Below are 16,716 nucleotides of genomic sequence, written 5' to 3'. Positions count from 1 at the left end.
AACAGCATGACCGCACCGAAAGAACTCAGGGTTTCCAAGGACCGCAAACTTCTGTCCGTCACCTTTCCCGACCACCATCCGTTCGAACTGCCGGCGGAACTGCTGCGCGTCGCCTCGCCATCGGCCGAAGTGCAGGGCCATTCGCCGGATCAGCGGGTGACGGTCCCCGGCAAGCGCAATGTGGCGATCCTGAAGATCGAGCCGGTCGGCAACTACGCCGTGCGCATCACCTTCGACGATTTCCACGACACCGGCATCTTCACCTGGAACTACCTGCATACGCTCGGCCACGAGAAGGATGCGCGCTGGGAAGCCTATCTCGCGGAGCTTGCGGAAAAGGGATTGAGCCGGGACCGCTAGGGCATCGCTGTCGTGAAGATGTCATCGATCTGGGGTAGCGCCGGCAAAGGTTTGGAGGCGAAAACATGTCCGTCATCACCACGGTCGAGCAGCTCGAGGCACTCTATGGCATTCCAGGCGAGGCCTCGCTGGTCAAGGAACTCGACCACATCATTCCCGAATATGCTGCCTTCATCGAAGCCTCGCCCTTTGTCGCACTGGCGACCAGCGGACCGGAGGGGCTTGATTGCTCGCCGCGCGGCGATCTCGCCGGCTTCGTGCGCATCCATGATCCGAAAACGCTGATGATGCCGGACCGACGCGGCAACAACCGCGCCGATTCGCTGAAAAACATCATCCGCGACCCACGCGTCGGCCTGCTGTTCCTGGTGCCGGGCTCCGGTACGACGCTGCGCGTCAACGGTCGCGCCCACATCACAACGGATACAGCGCTGTGCGCGTCATTTGCGGTGGACGGCAAGGCGGCGCGATCGGTAACCGTCGTCGACATCGATGCGGTCTATTTCCAATGCGCCCGGGCCATCGTCCGCTCCGAGCTCTGGAACCCGGCAAGGCATGTCGAGCCGAAGTCGCTGCCGACGCCCGGACAGATCCTGGAAATCACCAGCCGCAAGAACATCGACGGCGAAACCTACGACAAGGAATGGCCGGAACGGGCGAAGAAGACGATGTGGTAGGGTTGGGCTGAAGGGCGCTCAAGCCTCATTCAGCACATCATAGATCTTGCGCATCTGCTCGCCGATCATGTCGCATTGCTCCGGCGTCGACTGGCTCATCGCCTTCTCGATCAGCGCCATATGCACTTTCAGCGCCTGCATCAGCAGCGCCTCGCCGGCCTCGGTGAGCGCGAGCCGCAGGATGCGCTTGTCCTTCTCGTCGCCTTCGCGGCGCAGCAGGCCACGCGCTTCCAGCTGCGGCAACAGCATGGTGATGTTGGAGCGGCCGACGAGCAGCTTGCGGGCAAGATCGTGCTGCGACATTCCGGGGTGGCGATAGAGGTTCATCAGCACGTCGAGCTGCGCCGGCTTCAAATCGAGCGGCGCAAGTTTCACCGCCAGCGTGCGCTCAAGCACATGGCAGGCGCGCGCCACCGCGACCCAGTTGCGGAAACGCGGGTTGTCCCAAGGCAGCTCTTGTTTATTGTTCATCTTTGAACTATTATGTTCATGCTTGAACGTATGGATGGATTCTCACCATGGCATCATTCGGGCTGAAGGTCATCCGGGGCGTGTTCGGTGCGGCAGAGCGTGTCGCGCCGCGGCTCAGCGGACGCGCGGCGTTCGAATTGTTCTGCCGCACCCCGAATGTCAAGGCGCTCAGCGATGGCGAGCGCCGCGCTGTCGAGCGTGCGACGGGGTTCATGACCGAGGCGCGTCATCACCGGCTGAAGACCGCGACCGGCTGCGTCATGGTGCACGAGTTCCGGCCCGAGCCGGGCAGGGCGGCCGTCGGCACGGTGCTCGTCGTCCATGGCTGGCGCTCGCGCACCGAATATATGCGCGCCTTGATCGAAGGCTATCGCGCCGCCGGCTACAGGGTCGTTTCGCTCGACCTGCCTGGCCACGGCCAGTCGCGGGGCCGGCGCCTGAACATGGTCAATGCGGTGGATGCGGTGCGGGTTGCCGGCGAATGGTTCGGCCCGTTCGTGGCGGCGGTTGGCCATTCCTTCGGCGGCGCCGTCGCCGCCAATGCCATCGCCGGTTCGGTCAAGAACATCCCGCCGCTGGCGGCGGGACGCCTGGTGCTGATCGCGGCGCCAAGTTCCCTGCCGGCGATCTTTGCCGACTTCAGTCATATGTTGAATGTCGGCCCGCGCTCGCAAGCCGCCATGGCGGACCGGGTCGAGCATCTTTCCGGCCGGCCGCTGCACGAATTCACCGGCGACCGCCAGCTCGCCCAGGCACCGGTGCCGACCCTGGTCATCCACGCGCCGGACGACCGCGAAGTCTCGGCCGATCACGCAAGGCGCTATGCCGGTGCCGGCGGCCATGTGCGGCTCTACTGGGCCGACGGGCTTGGCCATCGCCGCATTCTTGCCGACAAGGGCGTGGTCGAACGCGCGGTCGGCTTCGTGACGCATCGCGAGCCATTGCTGCTGCATTGAGCGGCGGTCGAGATTATTTCTTCTTCTCGCCGGGTTCGACCGGCAGTCCGGCGGCCTTCCAGGCAGTGTAGCCGCCAAGGATGTGCTTGACCGGCGAAAGCCCCATGTCCTGCGCCGTCTTTGTGGCCAGGGCAGAGCGCCAACCGCCGCCGCAGAAGAACACGAAGCTCTTTCCCGAGGCAAAGAACGGCTTGTGGTAAGGGCTTTCGGGGTCGATCCAGAATTCCAGCATGCCGCGCGTGACATGCTTGGCGCCCGGAATCCGGCCGTCGCGTTCCACTTCGCGTGGATCGCGCAGATCGACGAAGATGGTGTCTTCATCGTCGAGCAGCCCGGCCGCTTCCTCCGGCGAAACCACCTCGATCACGGCGTTCGCCTCGTCCAGCAGCTCGCGATAACCCTTTTTCACGCTCTCGTCCCTCTCGGCCTTGCTGGCGGATTTCGAGCACACCAGCCGGCGTTTGTCACGCCGCGTTGCCGCCGGCCAACGTCTGCCAGGCAGCCATGGCCCCGCCAACCGTCGCCAGCAGGGCAGCGTGCGAGGCGCCGTCTCGCGCCTGGATCGACATGCCGTGCTGGACCGTGGCGAAGAAGGTCGCAGCGGCATTCGAATCGAAATCCGCCGGCAATTCGCCTTCAGCAATACCGCGCTCCAGACGTTTTTGCAGGGCGGTGTGGTTTTCGGCACGACGGCGGCGCAGATCGTCGCAGATGGCGCCGCGGCTCGAATCCTGATGCAGTGCGCCCAGCGTGATCAGGCAGCCCTGCGGGCGATCGCTCTGCGCATAGGCTTTCGCCGTCAGGCACAGGAATTGTTCGATCGCCTGCCGCGCGGTCGGAGCCTCGTCCAATGCCAGCCAGATGTCGGCACCCTCGGTGTGCGAGTAAAAATCCGTCGCCTCCAGGAACAGCGCCTCCTTGCTGCCGAAGGCAGCGTAGAGGCTGGGCGAGTTGATGCCCATGGCGGCGGTCAGCTCGCTCATCGATGCACCTTCGTAACCACGCGCCCAAAACACCTGCATCGCGCGGCGCAGGGCTGCGGTTCGATCGAAGGTGCGGGGACGGCCTCGTTCCGACATGACGCTCTTTCTGTGTTGATCGATACATAATTCAGTTGACGCCAGCGGGCAAGGCTGACAGATATTTATGTATCGATCATTACATAAAAGGAGAATTCGATGTCTTCCAGCAGATTGAACGGCAAGGCCGCGCTCGTCACCGGCGGCAGTCGCGGCATCGGCGCGGCGATTGCGCGGAGGCTGGCGGCCGATGGCGCCAGCGTCGCGCTGACCTATGTGCATGGCGAGGAACAGGCCCGCGCTGTCGTCGCCGAGATCGAGGCCAAGGGCGGCCGCGCCATCGCGATCAAAGCCGACAACCGCGATGCGGTCGCCCTAGACAAGGCAGTCGATGACGCCGTAACCGCCTTTGGCCGGCTCGACATCCTGGTCAACAGCGCCGGCATCTGGCGCGCCGCCCCAATCGACACGCTGTCGCTCGCCGATTTCGACGAGACCATGGAGGTCAATCTCCGGGCCCCATTCATCGCTTCCAAGGCCGCGGCCGCCCATATGGGTGAGGGCGGCAGCATCATCTCGATCGGCAGCAACCTTGCCGAGCGGGCGACCGACGGCAGCCTCACGGCCTATTCAGCCAGCAAGGCGGCGCTGGTCGGCCTGACCAAGGCGCTGGCGCGTGACCTCGGCCCGCGCGGCATCACCGCCAATGTCGTCCACCCCGGTTCGACCGACACCGACATGAACCCGGCCGACGGCCCGCATGCCGAGCATCAGCGCCGGAAGATGGCAACGCCGCGCTTCGGCAAGGCCGACGACATTGCCGGCATGGTCGCCTGGCTCGCAGGCCCGGAAGGCCGCTTCGTCACCGGCGCTGCCCTGACCATCGATGGCGGCGCCAACGCCTGATCCCGCGGGGATTTCCGGCTGGGGCGGAACCACCCTCCGCTCCAGCCGTCACGATCTTGTGAAACCGTTCTGCAACAGGCTTTCCAAAATTTATGAAAGCTTAACGAAATCGGTATGAATCAGTATAGTCGCGCCTTACATCCGCCATGCGGTGAGCGGGACGATCGAGCGTGCGGAACGGGAACCGGTTGCGGCCGGAGCGGGTGATTCATGAAATTCCTCGGAAACAAAGCAACCGTGATGCCGCTGATGGCAATCACGGCGACGCTGGCTTTCGGTGTACCCCAGGCAGGCGCGCAGGGGCTCTTCGACATGCTTTTCGGCGGCGGCGTCAGGCATGCGCCGAAAGGCGAGTTTCCGCCCCCGCCACCGAAGAACAAGCCAAAGCCGAAAGTGTCCGGTGGCGGCGGCGGCAAAGTGAAGATCAGCAGCCCGTCCTACTACACCTACAAGGCCGACCGGCTGGTTCGCGTCGACTTCTCGGCATTGGCCGCGACGCCGGCGCCGGCGACACCGCAGGACGCCGCCTTCGTCCCGTCGGCTACGGGTGCCGCCTTTCGTGATGCGGTTGCCAGCTTGGGCGACTACGAACTCTTAGCCGAGCCCGACATCGCCAAGGCGCTGATCGAGTACTACTCGGCCAATCCGGATTTCATCTGGATAAGCGGAATCAGCCTCAACAGCCGTGCGCAGGATGCGGTGCGGGTGCTTGGCGAGGCTTCAAGCTATGGCCTCACGCCCGCCGACTATACGGTCGAAGTGCCCGCTGCCGGCGCATCGTCGACCGATGCCAATGCGCAACTGAAAGAACTCGTCCGTTTCGAGATGGCGCTTTCGGCTCGTGTGCTGCGCTATGCCCACGACGCCCAGAACGGCCGCGTCGATCCCAACCGCATGACCGGCTATTATGATTTCCCGGCCAAGCCGCTCGATCTGCAAGGCGTGCTGAAAACGCTGGCTCATACCCAGCAGGTGCGCACCTATCTCGAATCGCGGCACCCGCAGAATGCGGAATACCAGGCGCTGCGCGTCGAACTGGAAGCGCTGCAGGCCAGTGCGGAAAACGAAATCGTCGTCGACCCCAAACTGCTGCTGAAGCCGGGCGAAACCAGCCCCGAACTGCCGAAGCTGCTGACCCTGATCGCGCGCAATCTCGATGACGAGATGGGCGGCGCCTATGGCGAGGTCCTGTCCAGGCTGGCCACCAGCGACGTCTATGATCCGGAACTGGTCCCGGTCATCAAGGCCGTGCAGCAGAAGGCAGGCATGAAGGGCGACGGCGTCATCGGCCCGCGCACCGTCGCGACGCTGGCCGGAACATCCAAGGCCGACAAGCTGCTGAAGGTGGAAGTGGCGCTGGAGGAACTGCGCTGGCTGCCCTCCGATCTCGGCAGCCCGCGCGTCTTCATCAACCAGCCGGCCTTCACCGCGAGCTACATCGACAATGGCGAGGAAAAGCTCAAGACGCGTGCCGTCATTGGCCGGACCACCAACCAGACCTCCTTCTTCTACGACCAGATCAAGCAGGTCGATTTCCATCCCTATTGGGGCGTGCCCCAGTCGATCATCGTCAACGAGATGCTGCCGAGATTGCGCAACGATCCGGGCTATCTCGACCGGTCCGGCTATGAGGTGACGGATTCGCGCGGCAAGCGCATTCCTTCGTCGGCGGTCAACTGGGGCGCCTATGGCTCGAACATCCCATACAGCGTGCGCCAGCAGCCGAGCGAGGCCAACGCGCTGGGCGAGTTGAAGATCCTGTTCCCCAACAAGCATGCGATCTACATGCACGACACGCCGCAGAAATCGTTCTTCCAGCGCGATATGCGCGCGCTCAGCCATGGCTGCGTGCGGCTGCAGGATCCGCGCGGCATGGCGGCGGCAGTGCTTGGCACCTCCGTGGACTATATCGCCGAAAAGCTGAAGCACGGCCACGCGACCGAGAACGTGACACGCACGATCCCGGTCTATGTCGCCTATTTCACCGCCTGGCCCGATCTGTCGGGCAAGGTCGAATATTTCGGCGACGTCTACGACCGCGACTCGCGGCTGAAGCAGGCCCTGGATGCCACGGAGGCGGTGCGTTCGCCTTCAAGTTGATCCAAGCCTTTCGGTAGGCCGTGAACTCATAAATACGGCGTGGCCGGAAACCGGAAAGGCGGTTGAGAGGGAACGAGTAGCGGCGGCTACCGTTATCGAACAAGCGCAAAACGCAACTGTGATCCTGTTTCGGTACGGACGAACGATGTTGAGCGCTCGAAGCGATTCTGCGGCGTCGCGTTGCCATCGTCGGCATTTTGCCGATGGCTGACGACGAAGGTGGACCAGACTATGGAGGTGGGCACGTTTCGCTTCAGCGTGCAGATGGAAGGGCCTTCATTCGCGATCACACAGCCACAAAACAGAGGCCCTGACCTACTCCGCAAAATGGTCACTAATGGAGGCACCCCATGCCGAGCCATTATGCGATTCTCGAAGCCCCCTCCACGCTGGGCCTGGCGACCGACGGTGTGGAGCGCTTGCCTGACCGGTTGCTTGACCTTGGCCTTGCGGAGCGCATTCATGCGCGCCACGCCGGGCGGCTGGTTGTGCCTGCGAAGGACCCGACGCCCGATCCCGAGACCGGCACCCTGAACGCCAGGGCAATTGCGCAGTGGTCGCCCAAGCTCGCCGACGCCGTGGAAGCGGTGCTTGACGCAGGCGGGTTTCCAGTGGTGCTGGGCGGCGATTGCACGATCGTCCTGGGCTCGGCGCTCGCGTTTCGACGGCGCGGCCGCTACGGCTTGCTCTTCATTGACGGCAACGCCGATTTCTTCCAGCCCGAGGCGGAACCCAATGGTGAGGGTGCCTCGATGGACCTCGCCTTCGTCACCGGCTACGGTCCGTCGCTCCTGACCGACATCGAAGGTCGCGGTCCTCTGGTCCGCCCTGAAGACGCTGTCGCCTTCGCGTATCGCGATCACAAGGATCAGGAGGAGTACGGAAGCCAGCCGCTCCCCGAAGAGCTCAAGGTGCTTGACCTTCCCGCTGTGCGCGCCACGGGCATCGAGGCCGCCGCCCGCGAAGCGGTCGATCATCTGACGAGAGCGGAATTGGACGGCTTCTTCATCCATCTCGACGCCGACTGTCTCGACGACGTCATCATGCCGGCTGTCGATTTTCGCGTACCAGGCGGGTTGTCGTGGGACGAGTTGACGGCTGCGCTCCGGCCTGCCTTGGCGAGCGGCAAGGCAGTCGGCCTCGAGATCACCATCTACAATCCGCGCCTAGATGAGGACGGCAGCGCCGGACGCGGCCTCGCCGATGTACTGGCCGCTGCGCTCGGAACAGCAGCGCCATGACGACGACGAGCCATGTCTGCTCTACGCAGCAAGGAGCGACCGATTTGAGGTCGTTTCTTACTGCCTCATGTTGCGGCGGAATCTGTTTCAAGGCTCCGCATGAGCCGATCGGCTTGGCTCCGATTGTGAGTGTGCAAGCTACTAGCGCTCGAACAGTGGCCGCCGGAAGCCGGCGTCCCGCCCGGCGATCAGCCAGTAGAGCAACCCGGCGACAAGGCCGGCAGCGGCGATGATGCCGATGTCGACCCAACGCTCCGGGTCCATATCCTCCGGTGCACTCGGCCAGATCAGGGCGAAGCCGCCGACTGCGGCGCCGGCGCCGAAAACCATGTGCAGCAGGACATTGCGCAACGAGAAGAACTCGGCGATCAGCGCGAAAATCAGCGTCTGCAGCGCGGTCACCACGATGGTCAGGAAATAGACGAACATGCCGAGCGGCGGCACCAGCAGAACCGCGATCGGCGAAACGCCCATCACGTCGAAGTAGTCGGGCGCGTTGGGCAAGGAACTGAGCACGCCATAGATCACCGCCACGGCGATCAGGCCGACCAGAACCGACACGAAGTAGCCGGCCAACATCATCAATATGCGCTTCATCACGTGCTTCGCCGTCGCCATGCCCATCCCCCAATGCGGCGCGCACAGTCAGCCATCAAAGCGAGACTGACGCAAGGGGAGGCGACGGTTGGCAAGGGCAATCGCTTTAGGCAAACGACAAGTCCGACTTGCAGCGGAGAACGCCAATCGCCAAAGTCAGAGCTGCCCCTCATTGTCCTGCCGGACATTTCTCTCCGTATATGTTTGGACCGGGGACATCGCGAACAGGTGTACGGAGACATCGCGAACAGTTTTGTCACTTATCGTCTGCTGAGGTTGAGGTCGACTGTTTCTATTTTCTGATGTCTGAAGAAGGCTTGGAAGACGCCGTCCTTGGTGGTGGGGATGAAGGCCACGGCCTTTCCGCCAAATGCCTTGGAGAGGCGCAGGATGTAGCCGCACAAGGCGACGCGGCCCTCTTTCTGAACCTTGCGAACGATGGCGCCCTGTGGGTAGTCGAAGGCTTCGACGGCCTCGCTGAAGGAGCGCGGCGAAGGTGTGTATCTGTCGAGGGGAACGCAGCCCTTGAGGCCGTCGTGGGGTCTTTCGGCGTTGTAGAGGTCGCGCCAGGCGTCGAAGGCTTTTTGCGCGCGCTCGAGATTTTCGAAAGCAGGTCCGGCCATCGCTTCGGCCTTGAGCGAACGGTGGAAGCGCTCCTCCTTGCCCAGCGTCTGCGGATGCAGGGGCCTGGAATGAGAGACGGCGACGCCATGCTCGATCAGCCAGACGGTGAAGCGTGTGAAGTTGCTTCGTCCGCCATCTCCCCATGGCGGACCGTTGTCGAAAGCCATGCGCTGCGGCAGTCCATAGCGGCGAAAGGCGGCAATCAGATGGGTTTTGACCGTTTCGCCGGTCTCGTTGATGCAAGCCTGCAGCACGACGGAGAAGCGCGAATGGTCGTCGAGCGCGGTCAGTGGATGCAACCGGCCGCCCTGCCGCAATGCGACATGGCCCTTGAAGTCCATCTGCCACAGATCGTTGGGGGCGGCATGCTCGAAGCGCCCGAACGGCTTGGCTCCGCCTCCCAGCAAGCCCAGTTCGACACCGTTGCGGTGCAGGATCCCGGTCACTGTCGAGGGCGCAGGCGAACCGATTCCCTCGCGCCGCAGGACCTTGGCGATCTTGCGACCGCCCCAGGCCGGGTGCGTCTGGCGCATGCCAAGAACCGCCGCCTCCACTGCATCCGGGCTGCGCCCCGGGCTCGTCGTGGGGCGACGCGATTGCTCCGCAAGCCCGGCCTCGCCATGGGCGCGATACCGCGCAATCAACTTGTGACCACAGGTTCGGCCGATCCCGAAACGACGACAAAGCGCACTGACATTGCTGCCTTCCTGCACGGCAAGACGCACAAACTCCAACTTCCCATCCATCACGCTGGTGTCCCCAAATGGCAGCGCGAACCTCCCGGCGCAGAGCACGCCAAACTGTTCGCGATGTCCTCGCACACCTGTTCGCGATGTCCCCGGTCCAAACAGTATAGTGACGGGGAGAAAGGGGCTGGCCGCAACGCCGGCGCCATCCTTGCAACGCTGGCGATTGGCGAAATGGGCGATGACAGCGTCCCTCTCCCCGTCACTATACGGGGAGAGGATGCCGGCAGGCAGGTGAGGGGCGGCGCCGGCGCCGGGAAAGGCTGGCTAATTTGATGCGGCGAACCTTATTTCGGCTCCGCCGTCACAGGATCGTAGGTGATTTCGACCTTCGCCTTGTCCGCCGTGTAATAGGTGACGGTGTAGGCGCCGCTGTCCCAGTCGACCTCGTCCACATAGCGAAAGCCGTCGCGCTGCTCGACCTTGGCGATGATCTCCGACAGCTTCTTGGCATTGGGCGGCGGCAGCGGCTTGTCGTCCGCGGCCAAGGCCGGCGCGCCGGCGAGAAGAACGGCGACGCTTGTCGCCAGCAGAAATCTGGACATGGCTTTCCCTCAAGTTTTCGTCGGAGAGAAACTCGCTGGCGTGCCGGTTTGTTCCGCGGCTGGAGACTTGCGACCGAGACTTGCGATCGGTCGATTGGATGGTCGCCCAATCCGCCGCATCGATACCGAGCTAGGATCCCGGCAGGCAAGGCTAGTCCGCCGCGCCCACTGATATGCCGCTATCAATCCGATACAGTTCTTCCACATAGCCCCTACGGAGCCAGTAGGGGCTCCTGTAGGTGCGAGCAAAGCTCCGATCGGCACTCAGCAGCTTTGAAACGTGAAGAAGCCTCGCGCCGCCAGCGATGAGTTGCTCACCCTCGTGATTGATGCTGAGGAAGAAGCCCGAAGTGATGCGCTTTATCTGTTGCACATACTCGTCAAAGATGCGGCGATTGATTTCGGGAAATGAGTCCTGGTTGGCGGTGACCCGAAAGGTGCGGTCCACTTCACTGGAGCAATTCCAGTTCGCTCTCAGTTTGATGGCTTCGTTGCGCGATTCCTCGCCTTCAAGGCAGACGGCTTCCTGACCGAGGGTTCCGATCAGGAAGTAACCCGACAGGACGTTCACAATTGGAAGGTCGAAGATCGTAACATCCTTGCGGCCCATCCGGTTCAGGTAAAATGCAGCAAGCCCGAGCCCTCCGCCAAATTCACAAATCCGATCTTCGGGTGCGGCAATATCCCGGATCCGGGTTGCCAGATAGAGTGCGTTGATGTGCCTGTAGTGGAGCAGGCCACCCCTGATTTTCAGACCGGCGACATGAACCGGTCCCTGCGGCGGGATGATGCGGATGCCGAGCTGTGCTTCTAAGGCGTCCACGATTTCGTCTGGGTTCCGGAGACCGTTCTTGCCCCATTTCCCGTCCGTCCCCTGTTCGGGGCTTTCCACCGACAGGACGCCGAGCGCCTCGCCCAGGCACAGCAATTTGTCGAAGTAGCTGTATGCAACAAACTGCTCGTCGCGATCCCAATACGTATAGCCGTCGATCCCCGTCGTAATTCCGCCGAACCAGGTGTATTCCTTGCCGAAATCAACCAGATAGCGTGACAATTGCTCGGCATCTTCGGCCTCGATGAAGCTGATCATCTGACCAAGGTTGTCACGCATCAATGCCGACCAGAGGTCATCGTCGGTGATTTGCTTGAGCCGGCTCTCCTGCAGTATCGTCGCCTTGTAGGCGGCAATCAGCCGGCGGCATGTCACCACCATCTCCGGGTTCCATTGAGCGTCCTTCTTGCCGAACGGCAAGGGGCGAGTTTCTCTCTCCATCGGATGGACTAGCGTGTGGCGGAAAATATCGTTCATGGGTTCATTCGTCTAAAGACCATTAAGAGAGCGGGCAATTTCAATCTCTCTTCCACGATCCCTCTTCCACAATCGTTTCCGGAGAGGTTGTCTGGTCCAGCCCTAGCTAGTTCCCACCAGGAAGCAAGTTGACGTTCCGCTTGTCCACGAACCGCCGGACAATCCAGGGAGACGATGCGGACTGGAGTTGATCGCTTGCGGCATGCCATTGCGGAAGAGCTATTTTCAACCATTTCAATCCGGCCAGTTCGCAGGAAATGAAAAACAAGCGCTCTATGGCATGCGCGTTTGTAAGCGAAAGCTGCCCATTTTCCTCGGGAAAATCAGTTGCAACGAGATTGAGGTCGAGAAGCGGCTTGAGGGCCTTTGAGCGTGCCCAGAACATCGAACCGGATGGAAAGTCGATGTTCTCGATCCCGCCAATCGCCTTAGCGAGGTGCGGGCCAAGGCCGGCGGCCAATTCCTTGCAGTCAGCCCAGTGGATCCAGGGGCGGATGAATGGAAGATGCTGTGGCGCGATCATGCCAACATCAGGACAACGTTCGAATATCTCAAAAACGCTTGTGACAATTTCCGGTGAGCCCAGAAGATGCTGCCAGAGGAACTGCCGCCAGTCCCGTAATCCGTCCTCATGACCGGATCGCTTGGTATGAATGTGCAGAACGTAGTCGTATGCCAGATGCTCTTGGTTCATCAGCCCGATTTTCGGGTAGATGTCGCGGCCGCGATTGGCGGTGATAGTGGTCTTTAGACGACGAATCCTCGGGTGGCTCTGAAAGCGCTCGTTGAGCAAGACGGCTTTCTCGCCGGTGTCCGTCGTGAAATGGATATCGACCAAAACCGGCAGATTGCGCAGTTGCAGGTCGATAGCGTCCGCCAATTCCTGCACATAGTAGGCGTGAAAAAAGACAGCTATCCTGCGTTCGGGCGGCACCAACTTCGGCCGATAGCCAAAGGGCACAACAAGCGACGTGTTTTGGGGCACCGGGAAAAGTTCGGCGTCTGACGGCACCGGTTTCGCCAACTGCCGCCATTCCCGGAAGACGCAAGACAGTTTCAAGGCTCGCCCCTCCTTGCAGGCCGATCCGGCTCGGGAAAAGGCACCGATGGGCGATGCAGGATTAAACAGCGGGAAGGGTGTGCGTCGCTCCCCGCCTTTGGCCTGAATTCACAATCGACATCGGGATTGAACGCCACGATCTAACCTCCGCCGCACACTGCACTGTTTGTGCAAAAGCGCTAATGAAAGTCAGATCACATGTAGCCAGGAAAAGGGACGGTCCCCCCAAAAAAAGTCGTGCTCCATTCCGACACAACACTGCCAGCCCTCACTGAGGGACTCTTCCTATGCGCACGCGTCATGTCATTGCCCCCACGCTGTCACTGATGAGGAGCGCATCCCGCTGAGCCCTTGCTACCTGATAGAGGGGGCCGCCGCCCGCTTGACTTAAGCGGCGCGTCGCTGAGCGGGGTGGAGACCTGAACGGGATCGACGAGGGTCGACGGCGGTCACGATGCTGTGGTGGTGATCGCAATAGACGCGATCCGCCGAAGTTGGCCCAGCACAGAACCGATAACCGCCGGGCACCGACCGGTCTTCGCTTACCGGGAAGCGGCACTGATAGACGCCTAGCTGAATGAGGGGGACGTCTTTCGAAATTGGTCTGACATTTTCAGGCATAGTTTTTCAGGTTCCTGGTTCATAGCCATTGCCGGCTGACGGCCGCTATGCGACCGCGTCAAAGCGAGCTTCTCTCGTTTTGGAGGGCTGTGGATCACCATATGGTGTCGATCGCAGCGTCAATGAAGCCCGAAACCCTGCTTTCGCAAGCCAATCATTGCGACTTAAGGCCACACTGGCTGCTGGGAGGGCGGGCTGCGGGAGCGAGTACATTTTGTCAGCAGACAGTGCGGTCGCGTCCCGGAGCATCTCTTCGAACCGTTGCGCCGGTGCTATGGTGTGCCTGCATGATCAGACAGCAGGGATATGAGGCATGCCCGAAATCACACGCCGTACACTTCTTGCGTTCACCGCCGTGGCCTCGGTCATTGAACCGACATTTGCCGAAGCGGAAGGAGCCTCACCCGAATTGCGGGCGCTGATCGGAGCCCATGAAGCCAGCTATGTCGAGCTTCACAGGGTTGTTCATCAAGCGGGCAGCAGCAGCCACGAACGCAAGAGGGCAGACCGGGTCGAACAGGAAGCATTGCTTGCCATCTGCTCCTATCCCGCGATCAGCCGAGGCGACCGCCGGGCCAAGGCCGATTACCTGTTGACCGCCGAGGCTCGGGGCGAACTCGACCTGGAAGAGCACATGCAGGCCATCCTGCACTCGATGAAGCGCTGATCGCGGGTCGACCGGCGTAGGGCAGAGTTTGGCCCCATCGACAGGAGTTCATGCGCGGCGACTATCTCGCCGCCTTCCATTGCTGCGACTACGCATCTTTGGCTAACGGACGAAGCGGTCAGCGACCTGTCGGGCAAGTGGCGCTCGATGAAGCCCGGCCCATGGAGCAAGCCCGAGCGCTGAGCCGGAACAACGCTATACGGTCTTTTGCGCCGACGACCGCATCGAGGGTGTCGTTTTGGGATCGCGAACAGATGAAGGTCCGAAACGGCTCCGACGTCTGCCCGTTCCAGAGATATGCGAGCTACAGCAGCGCGTGGAATTCGCCCAGAAGAATTTTGGCGGGCAAGGGGCGGGGTGTAGTTGCTAGGCATTTTGGGGTGCGGCGTTCAGGAAGGCCGATGGTGGGCGATGCAGGGATTGAACCTGCGACCCCACCCGTGTGAAGGGTGTGCTCTCCCGCTGAGCTAATCGCCCGCTCGTTGCCCGAAGGCCAAGCGAGCCGCGATATAAGGGAGGCGGGTGCGGGAAGTCAAGGCGCTGTCCGGCGTTCTGACACGGATCGGTTTTGCTGTGCTTTGCGCCCTGTCTCCGGCCGCCTTCCAGTCAGTTTCCGGCAGCGGCAATCAGCCTTTGCGCCAGATCGAGCGTCAGGGCGTCGAAATGCGAGATCACCGCCGAAGGTTCGAACTCCCGCACATGGCGGTCGGTGTAGCCGAAATCGACCGCCACCACCGGAATGCCGGCGGCTTTCGCCGTGTCGATGTCGGTTTGCGAATCGCCGACCATCAGGGCGCGGTGAGGGTCGCCGCCGGCCAGCTTTATGGTCTCGATCAAATGGCGCGGGTCGGGTTTGCGGAAGGCGAACGTGTCCTGGCCGGCGATCGCCGCGAAATGTTTGGTCAGGCCGAGCGCCTCGATCAGCGCCAGCGAGTTGGCTTCGTATTTGTTGGTGCAGATGGCGAGGGTATAGCCGGCCTCCTCGAAGCGCGCGATCGCCTCGACGACACCGGGGTAGGGGCGCGACTTGCCGGGGATGTTGAGCGTGTAGTGGTCGAGGAAAAGTTTCAGCAGCCGGTCGTGCTCCTCGACGGCAAGCGATCGCTGATGGGCGGCGTGCGCCCGCTCGATCATCACCCGGCCGCCGTGACCGACAAAACGCCTGAAGCCGGCTTCGTCGACCGCCGCGATCTCGCTGGCGGCCAGGCTGTGGTTCAGGCTGTCGAGCAGGTCCGGCGCTGTGTCGATGAGCGTACCGTCGAGGTCGAACACGATGATCGGTTGGGTCATGGTCTGTCCTGGGCAGGTGTGCAATGGGCAGGCGATAGCGGCTGCGGCGCGTCGAGGCAAGCGCTGGGCCGGCTCGTTCAGGCGGGGCCTGCTTATCAGGCCGGGCATTCGCGGCTGGACGCCGCTATGAAAAAACCCGCCTCGACGGCGGGCTGTTGGCGCAAATCAGCACCATGGGCAAAAATGTAGCATAGCTGCACTCACCGGTCAAGGAAATAATTCCTACGCAGGATCACCTGGGGACCCGCCGCCTGGGGCTTTGACCGGACCGGCAAAAATGCTACGAGCCCGACAGCGAATTTCCGGGGCAACAATCGACATGGATGCAAGGCAGTTGAAGGTCGAAGCCGCGCGGGCAGCACTTGCCCATGTGAATGACGGCATGCGGCTCGGCATCGGCACCGGCACAACGGCCGAGGAGTTCGTGCGGCTGCTTGCCGAAAAGGTCGCAACCGGCATGACCGTCATCGGCGTACCGACTTCGGAGCGCACCGCGTTGCTCTGCCGCGAGCTTGGCGTGCCGCTGTCGACGCTGGAGGAAACGCCAGAGCTGGATCTCACCGTCGACGGCGCCGACGAAGTCGACCCGGAACTGACCCTGGTCAAGGGCGGCGGCGGCGCGCTGCTGCGCGAGAAGATCGTCGCCGCGGCGTCCCAGCGCATGATCGTCATCGCCGACCGCTCCAAGATGGTCGAGACGCTCGGCCGTTTTCCCCTACCGATCGAAGTCAATCCGTTCGGCCTGCGCGCCACTGAAATCGCGGTTGCCGCAGCGGCTGAAAAGCTCGGTCTTTCCGGACCGGTCACATTGAGGATGACGGGCGGGCAGGCTTTTGTTACAGACGGCGGCCATTTTATCCTCGATGCATCTTTTGGCCGCATTCCGGATACAAGAGCGCTTTCGAATGCTCTCCACGCCATTCCTGGCGTTGTCGAGCATGGTCTTTTCATCGGGCTGGCTTCAGCGGCCATCATCGCCGGCGGCGACGGTATCCAAACCGTCCATGCTGCCCGAAAACCAGGGAGTTCTACCGATCATGACGTTGCATAACCGGGTTCGCAGCCTTTCCGTCCTTCTGGCGGCCTCGGCCGTTTTCGCCTTCTCGTCGCCGGCGTTTTCGCAGGATGTCACGGAAGCGCACCTGAAGGCCGCCCGCGCGGCGGTCGCTGCGATCCACGCGACCGACCCGTTCGACAACATCCTGCCGCAGGCAGCCGCGGCGCTCGAATCGCAGCTGATCCAGAAGAACCCGGACATGCAGGAACTGATCGGCAAGACCATCAACGAGAAGGCTCTGGCGCTGGCCTCGCGCCGTGCCGACCTCGAGAAGGAAGCCGCACTCGCCTACGCGAAAGTGTTCTCCGAAAAGGAACTGACCGACATCGCCGCCTTCTACAATTCCGATTCGGGCAAGAAGCTGCTCGATAGCGGCCCGACGGTGACCCGCGAATTGGTCAAGGCAGCCGACATCTGGCAGAACGGCCTCGGCCGCGATCTCGCCCAGCAGGTCGGCGAAACGCTTGCCG

The 16,716-nt window shown here is 62.2% G+C and carries 18 protein-coding genes, 1 tRNA gene and 1 pseudogene; 10 read left to right on the top strand and 10 right to left on the bottom strand.

The window, feature by feature from the left end:
- Positions 1–6 precede the first annotated feature (6 nt).
- Positions 7–360 carry a DUF971 domain-containing protein gene (locus tag EN955_RS17820; protein WP_013531698.1) on the top strand — a complete coding sequence of 118 codons (354 nt, stop codon included), beginning with the start codon at positions 7–9 and terminating at the stop codon, positions 358–360.
- Between the two features lie 65 nt (positions 361–425).
- The gene (locus EN955_RS17815) at positions 426–1,037 is read left to right on the top strand and encodes a pyridoxamine 5'-phosphate oxidase family protein (protein ID WP_024503300.1); all 612 of its coding nucleotides are present in this window, start codon (positions 426–428) and stop codon (positions 1,035–1,037) included.
- Positions 1,038–1,055: 18 nt separating this feature from the next.
- Here EN955_RS17815 and EN955_RS17810 read toward each other — a convergent pair whose 3' ends face one another.
- Entirely contained in the window at positions 1,056–1,508 is a 453-nt protein-coding gene (locus EN955_RS17810) for a MarR family transcriptional regulator (RefSeq protein WP_013531696.1), read from the bottom strand.
- 47 nt (positions 1,509–1,555) lie between these two features.
- On the opposite strand from EN955_RS17810, the gene EN955_RS17805 reads away from it, so the two are divergent.
- Positions 1,556–2,464 carry an alpha/beta hydrolase gene (locus EN955_RS17805; protein WP_024503299.1) on the top strand — a complete coding sequence of 303 codons (909 nt, stop codon included), beginning with the start codon at positions 1,556–1,558 and terminating at the stop codon, positions 2,462–2,464.
- Positions 2,465–2,477: 13 nt separating this feature from the next.
- On the opposite strand, the gene EN955_RS17800 is transcribed toward EN955_RS17805, so the two are convergent.
- Both EN955_RS17800 and EN955_RS17795 read right to left on the bottom strand, forming a co-directional pair.
- Entirely contained in the window at positions 2,478–2,873 is a 396-nt protein-coding gene (locus EN955_RS17800; protein ID WP_024503298.1) for a rhodanese-like domain-containing protein, read from the bottom strand.
- Between the two features lie 55 nt (positions 2,874–2,928).
- The gene (locus EN955_RS17795; RefSeq protein ID WP_024503297.1) at positions 2,929–3,543 is read right to left on the bottom strand and encodes a TetR/AcrR family transcriptional regulator; all 615 of its coding nucleotides are present in this window, start codon (positions 3,541–3,543) and stop codon (positions 2,929–2,931) included.
- 99 nt (positions 3,544–3,642) lie between these two features.
- Between EN955_RS17795 and EN955_RS17790 the strand changes: the two genes are divergently transcribed.
- The 3 genes from EN955_RS17790 (at position 3,643) to EN955_RS17780 (ending at position 7,730) form a co-directional block, all read left to right on the top strand.
- Positions 3,643–4,389: a 3-oxoacyl-ACP reductase family protein gene (locus EN955_RS17790; protein ID WP_013531692.1), complete on the top strand. Its 747-nt coding sequence runs from the start codon at positions 3,643–3,645 to the stop codon at positions 4,387–4,389.
- Positions 4,390–4,599: 210 nt separating this feature from the next.
- Complete coding sequence (locus EN955_RS17785) at positions 4,600–6,489, top strand: murein L,D-transpeptidase (protein WP_024503296.1); 1,890 nt, start codon at positions 4,600–4,602, stop codon at positions 6,487–6,489.
- Between the two features lie 350 nt (positions 6,490–6,839).
- Positions 6,840–7,730 (top strand): arginase family protein, encoded by an 891-nt coding sequence (locus EN955_RS17780; RefSeq protein WP_024503295.1) that lies wholly within the window; start codon positions 6,840–6,842, stop codon positions 7,728–7,730.
- A 141-nt stretch (positions 7,731–7,871) separates the two neighbouring features.
- On the opposite strand, the gene EN955_RS17775 is transcribed toward EN955_RS17780, so the two are convergent.
- Complete coding sequence (locus tag EN955_RS17775) at positions 7,872–8,354, bottom strand: hypothetical protein (RefSeq protein WP_032808250.1); 483 nt, start codon at positions 8,352–8,354, stop codon at positions 7,872–7,874.
- Positions 8,355–8,483: 129 nt separating this feature from the next.
- A pseudogene (locus EN955_RS17770) lies at positions 8,484–9,664 on the bottom strand (IS481 family transposase).
- Between EN955_RS17770 and EN955_RS35445 the strand changes: the two are divergent.
- A complete protein-coding gene (locus EN955_RS35445) occupies positions 9,548–9,973 on the top strand; it encodes a hypothetical protein (protein WP_245265329.1) in 426 nt (141 codons plus the stop codon). The pseudogene EN955_RS17770 and the gene EN955_RS35445 sit on opposite strands and share 117 nt — an antisense overlap.
- Positions 9,974–9,984: 11 nt before the next feature.
- On the opposite strand, the gene EN955_RS17765 is transcribed toward EN955_RS35445, so the two are convergent.
- The 3 genes from EN955_RS17765 to EN955_RS17755 form a co-directional block, all read right to left on the bottom strand.
- On the bottom strand, positions 9,985–10,242 hold the full coding sequence (locus tag EN955_RS17765; protein WP_024503292.1) for a PepSY domain-containing protein: 258 nt from the start codon (positions 10,240–10,242) through the stop codon (positions 9,985–9,987).
- Between the two features lie 151 nt (positions 10,243–10,393).
- Positions 10,394–11,551 (bottom strand): hypothetical protein, encoded by a 1,158-nt coding sequence (locus EN955_RS17760; protein ID WP_024503291.1) that lies wholly within the window; start codon positions 11,549–11,551, stop codon positions 10,394–10,396.
- Between the two features lie 106 nt (positions 11,552–11,657).
- Complete coding sequence (locus tag EN955_RS17755; protein ID WP_164752783.1) at positions 11,658–12,611, bottom strand: rhamnan synthesis F family protein; 954 nt, start codon at positions 12,609–12,611, stop codon at positions 11,658–11,660.
- Positions 12,612–13,545: 934 nt separating this feature from the next.
- Here EN955_RS17755 and EN955_RS17745 point away from each other — a divergent pair.
- Positions 13,546–13,899 carry a hypothetical protein gene (locus tag EN955_RS17745; RefSeq protein WP_024503289.1) on the top strand — a complete coding sequence of 118 codons (354 nt, stop codon included), beginning with the start codon at positions 13,546–13,548 and terminating at the stop codon, positions 13,897–13,899.
- Positions 13,900–14,301: 402 nt separating this feature from the next.
- Here the strand turns inward: EN955_RS17745 and EN955_RS17740 are convergent.
- Positions 14,302–14,376: transfer RNA gene (locus EN955_RS17740), tRNA-Val, on the bottom strand.
- A 129-nt stretch (positions 14,377–14,505) separates the two neighbouring features.
- Positions 14,506–15,189: a phosphoglycolate phosphatase gene (locus EN955_RS17735; protein WP_013531667.1), complete on the bottom strand. Its 684-nt coding sequence runs from the start codon at positions 15,187–15,189 to the stop codon at positions 14,506–14,508.
- A 319-nt stretch (positions 15,190–15,508) separates the two neighbouring features.
- On the opposite strand from EN955_RS17735, the gene rpiA reads away from it, so the two are divergent.
- On the top strand, positions 15,509–16,240 hold the full coding sequence (gene rpiA, locus EN955_RS17730) for a ribose-5-phosphate isomerase RpiA (RefSeq protein ID WP_024503288.1): 732 nt from the start codon (positions 15,509–15,511) through the stop codon (positions 16,238–16,240).
- The coding region (locus EN955_RS17725) for a DUF2059 domain-containing protein (RefSeq protein ID WP_127223440.1) at positions 16,227–16,716 on the top strand (490 nt) is incomplete at its 3' end. The genes rpiA and EN955_RS17725, both read left to right, overlap by 14 nt.

The organism is Mesorhizobium sp. M7A.F.Ca.CA.001.04.2.1 (assembly GCF_003998485.1).
GTDB lineage: Bacteria > Pseudomonadota > Alphaproteobacteria > Rhizobiales > Rhizobiaceae > Mesorhizobium > Mesorhizobium ciceri.
This window is presented reverse-complemented; position numbering and strand designations above follow the sequence as displayed.

What these genes read in the sequence shown, in the direction of transcription:
- EN955_RS17820 (WP_013531698.1), top strand. Translation starts at nt 7, where the DNA reads ATGACCGCACCGAAAGAACTCAGGGTTTCCAAGGACCGCAAACTTCTG.
- EN955_RS17815 (WP_024503300.1), top strand. Translation starts at nt 426, where the DNA reads ATGTCCGTCATCACCACGGTCGAGCAGCTCGAGGCACTCTATGGCATT.
- EN955_RS17810 (WP_013531696.1), bottom strand. Translation starts at nt 1,508, where the DNA reads ATGAACAATAAACAAGAGCTGCCTTGGGACAACCCGCGTTTCCGCAAC.
- EN955_RS17805 (WP_024503299.1), top strand. Translation starts at nt 1,556, where the DNA reads ATGGCATCATTCGGGCTGAAGGTCATCCGGGGCGTGTTCGGTGCGGCA.
- EN955_RS17795 (WP_024503297.1), bottom strand. Translation starts at nt 3,543, where the DNA reads ATGTCGGAACGAGGCCGTCCCCGCACCTTCGATCGAACCGCAGCCCTG.
- EN955_RS17790 (WP_013531692.1), top strand. Translation starts at nt 3,643, where the DNA reads ATGTCTTCCAGCAGATTGAACGGCAAGGCCGCGCTCGTCACCGGCGGC.
- EN955_RS17785 (WP_024503296.1), top strand. Translation starts at nt 4,600, where the DNA reads ATGAAATTCCTCGGAAACAAAGCAACCGTGATGCCGCTGATGGCAATC.
- EN955_RS17780 (WP_024503295.1), top strand. Translation starts at nt 6,840, where the DNA reads ATGCCGAGCCATTATGCGATTCTCGAAGCCCCCTCCACGCTGGGCCTG.
- EN955_RS17775 (WP_032808250.1), bottom strand. Translation starts at nt 8,354, where the DNA reads ATGGGCATGGCGACGGCGAAGCACGTGATGAAGCGCATATTGATGATG.
- EN955_RS17765 (WP_024503292.1), bottom strand. Translation starts at nt 10,242, where the DNA reads ATGTCCAGATTTCTGCTGGCGACAAGCGTCGCCGTTCTTCTCGCCGGC.
- EN955_RS17760 (WP_024503291.1), bottom strand. Translation starts at nt 11,551, where the DNA reads ATGAACGATATTTTCCGCCACACGCTAGTCCATCCGATGGAGAGAGAA.
- EN955_RS17745 (WP_024503289.1), top strand. Translation starts at nt 13,546, where the DNA reads ATGCCCGAAATCACACGCCGTACACTTCTTGCGTTCACCGCCGTGGCC.
- EN955_RS17735 (WP_013531667.1), bottom strand. Translation starts at nt 15,189, where the DNA reads ATGACCCAACCGATCATCGTGTTCGACCTCGACGGTACGCTCATCGAC.
- rpiA (WP_024503288.1), top strand. Translation starts at nt 15,509, where the DNA reads ATGGATGCAAGGCAGTTGAAGGTCGAAGCCGCGCGGGCAGCACTTGCC.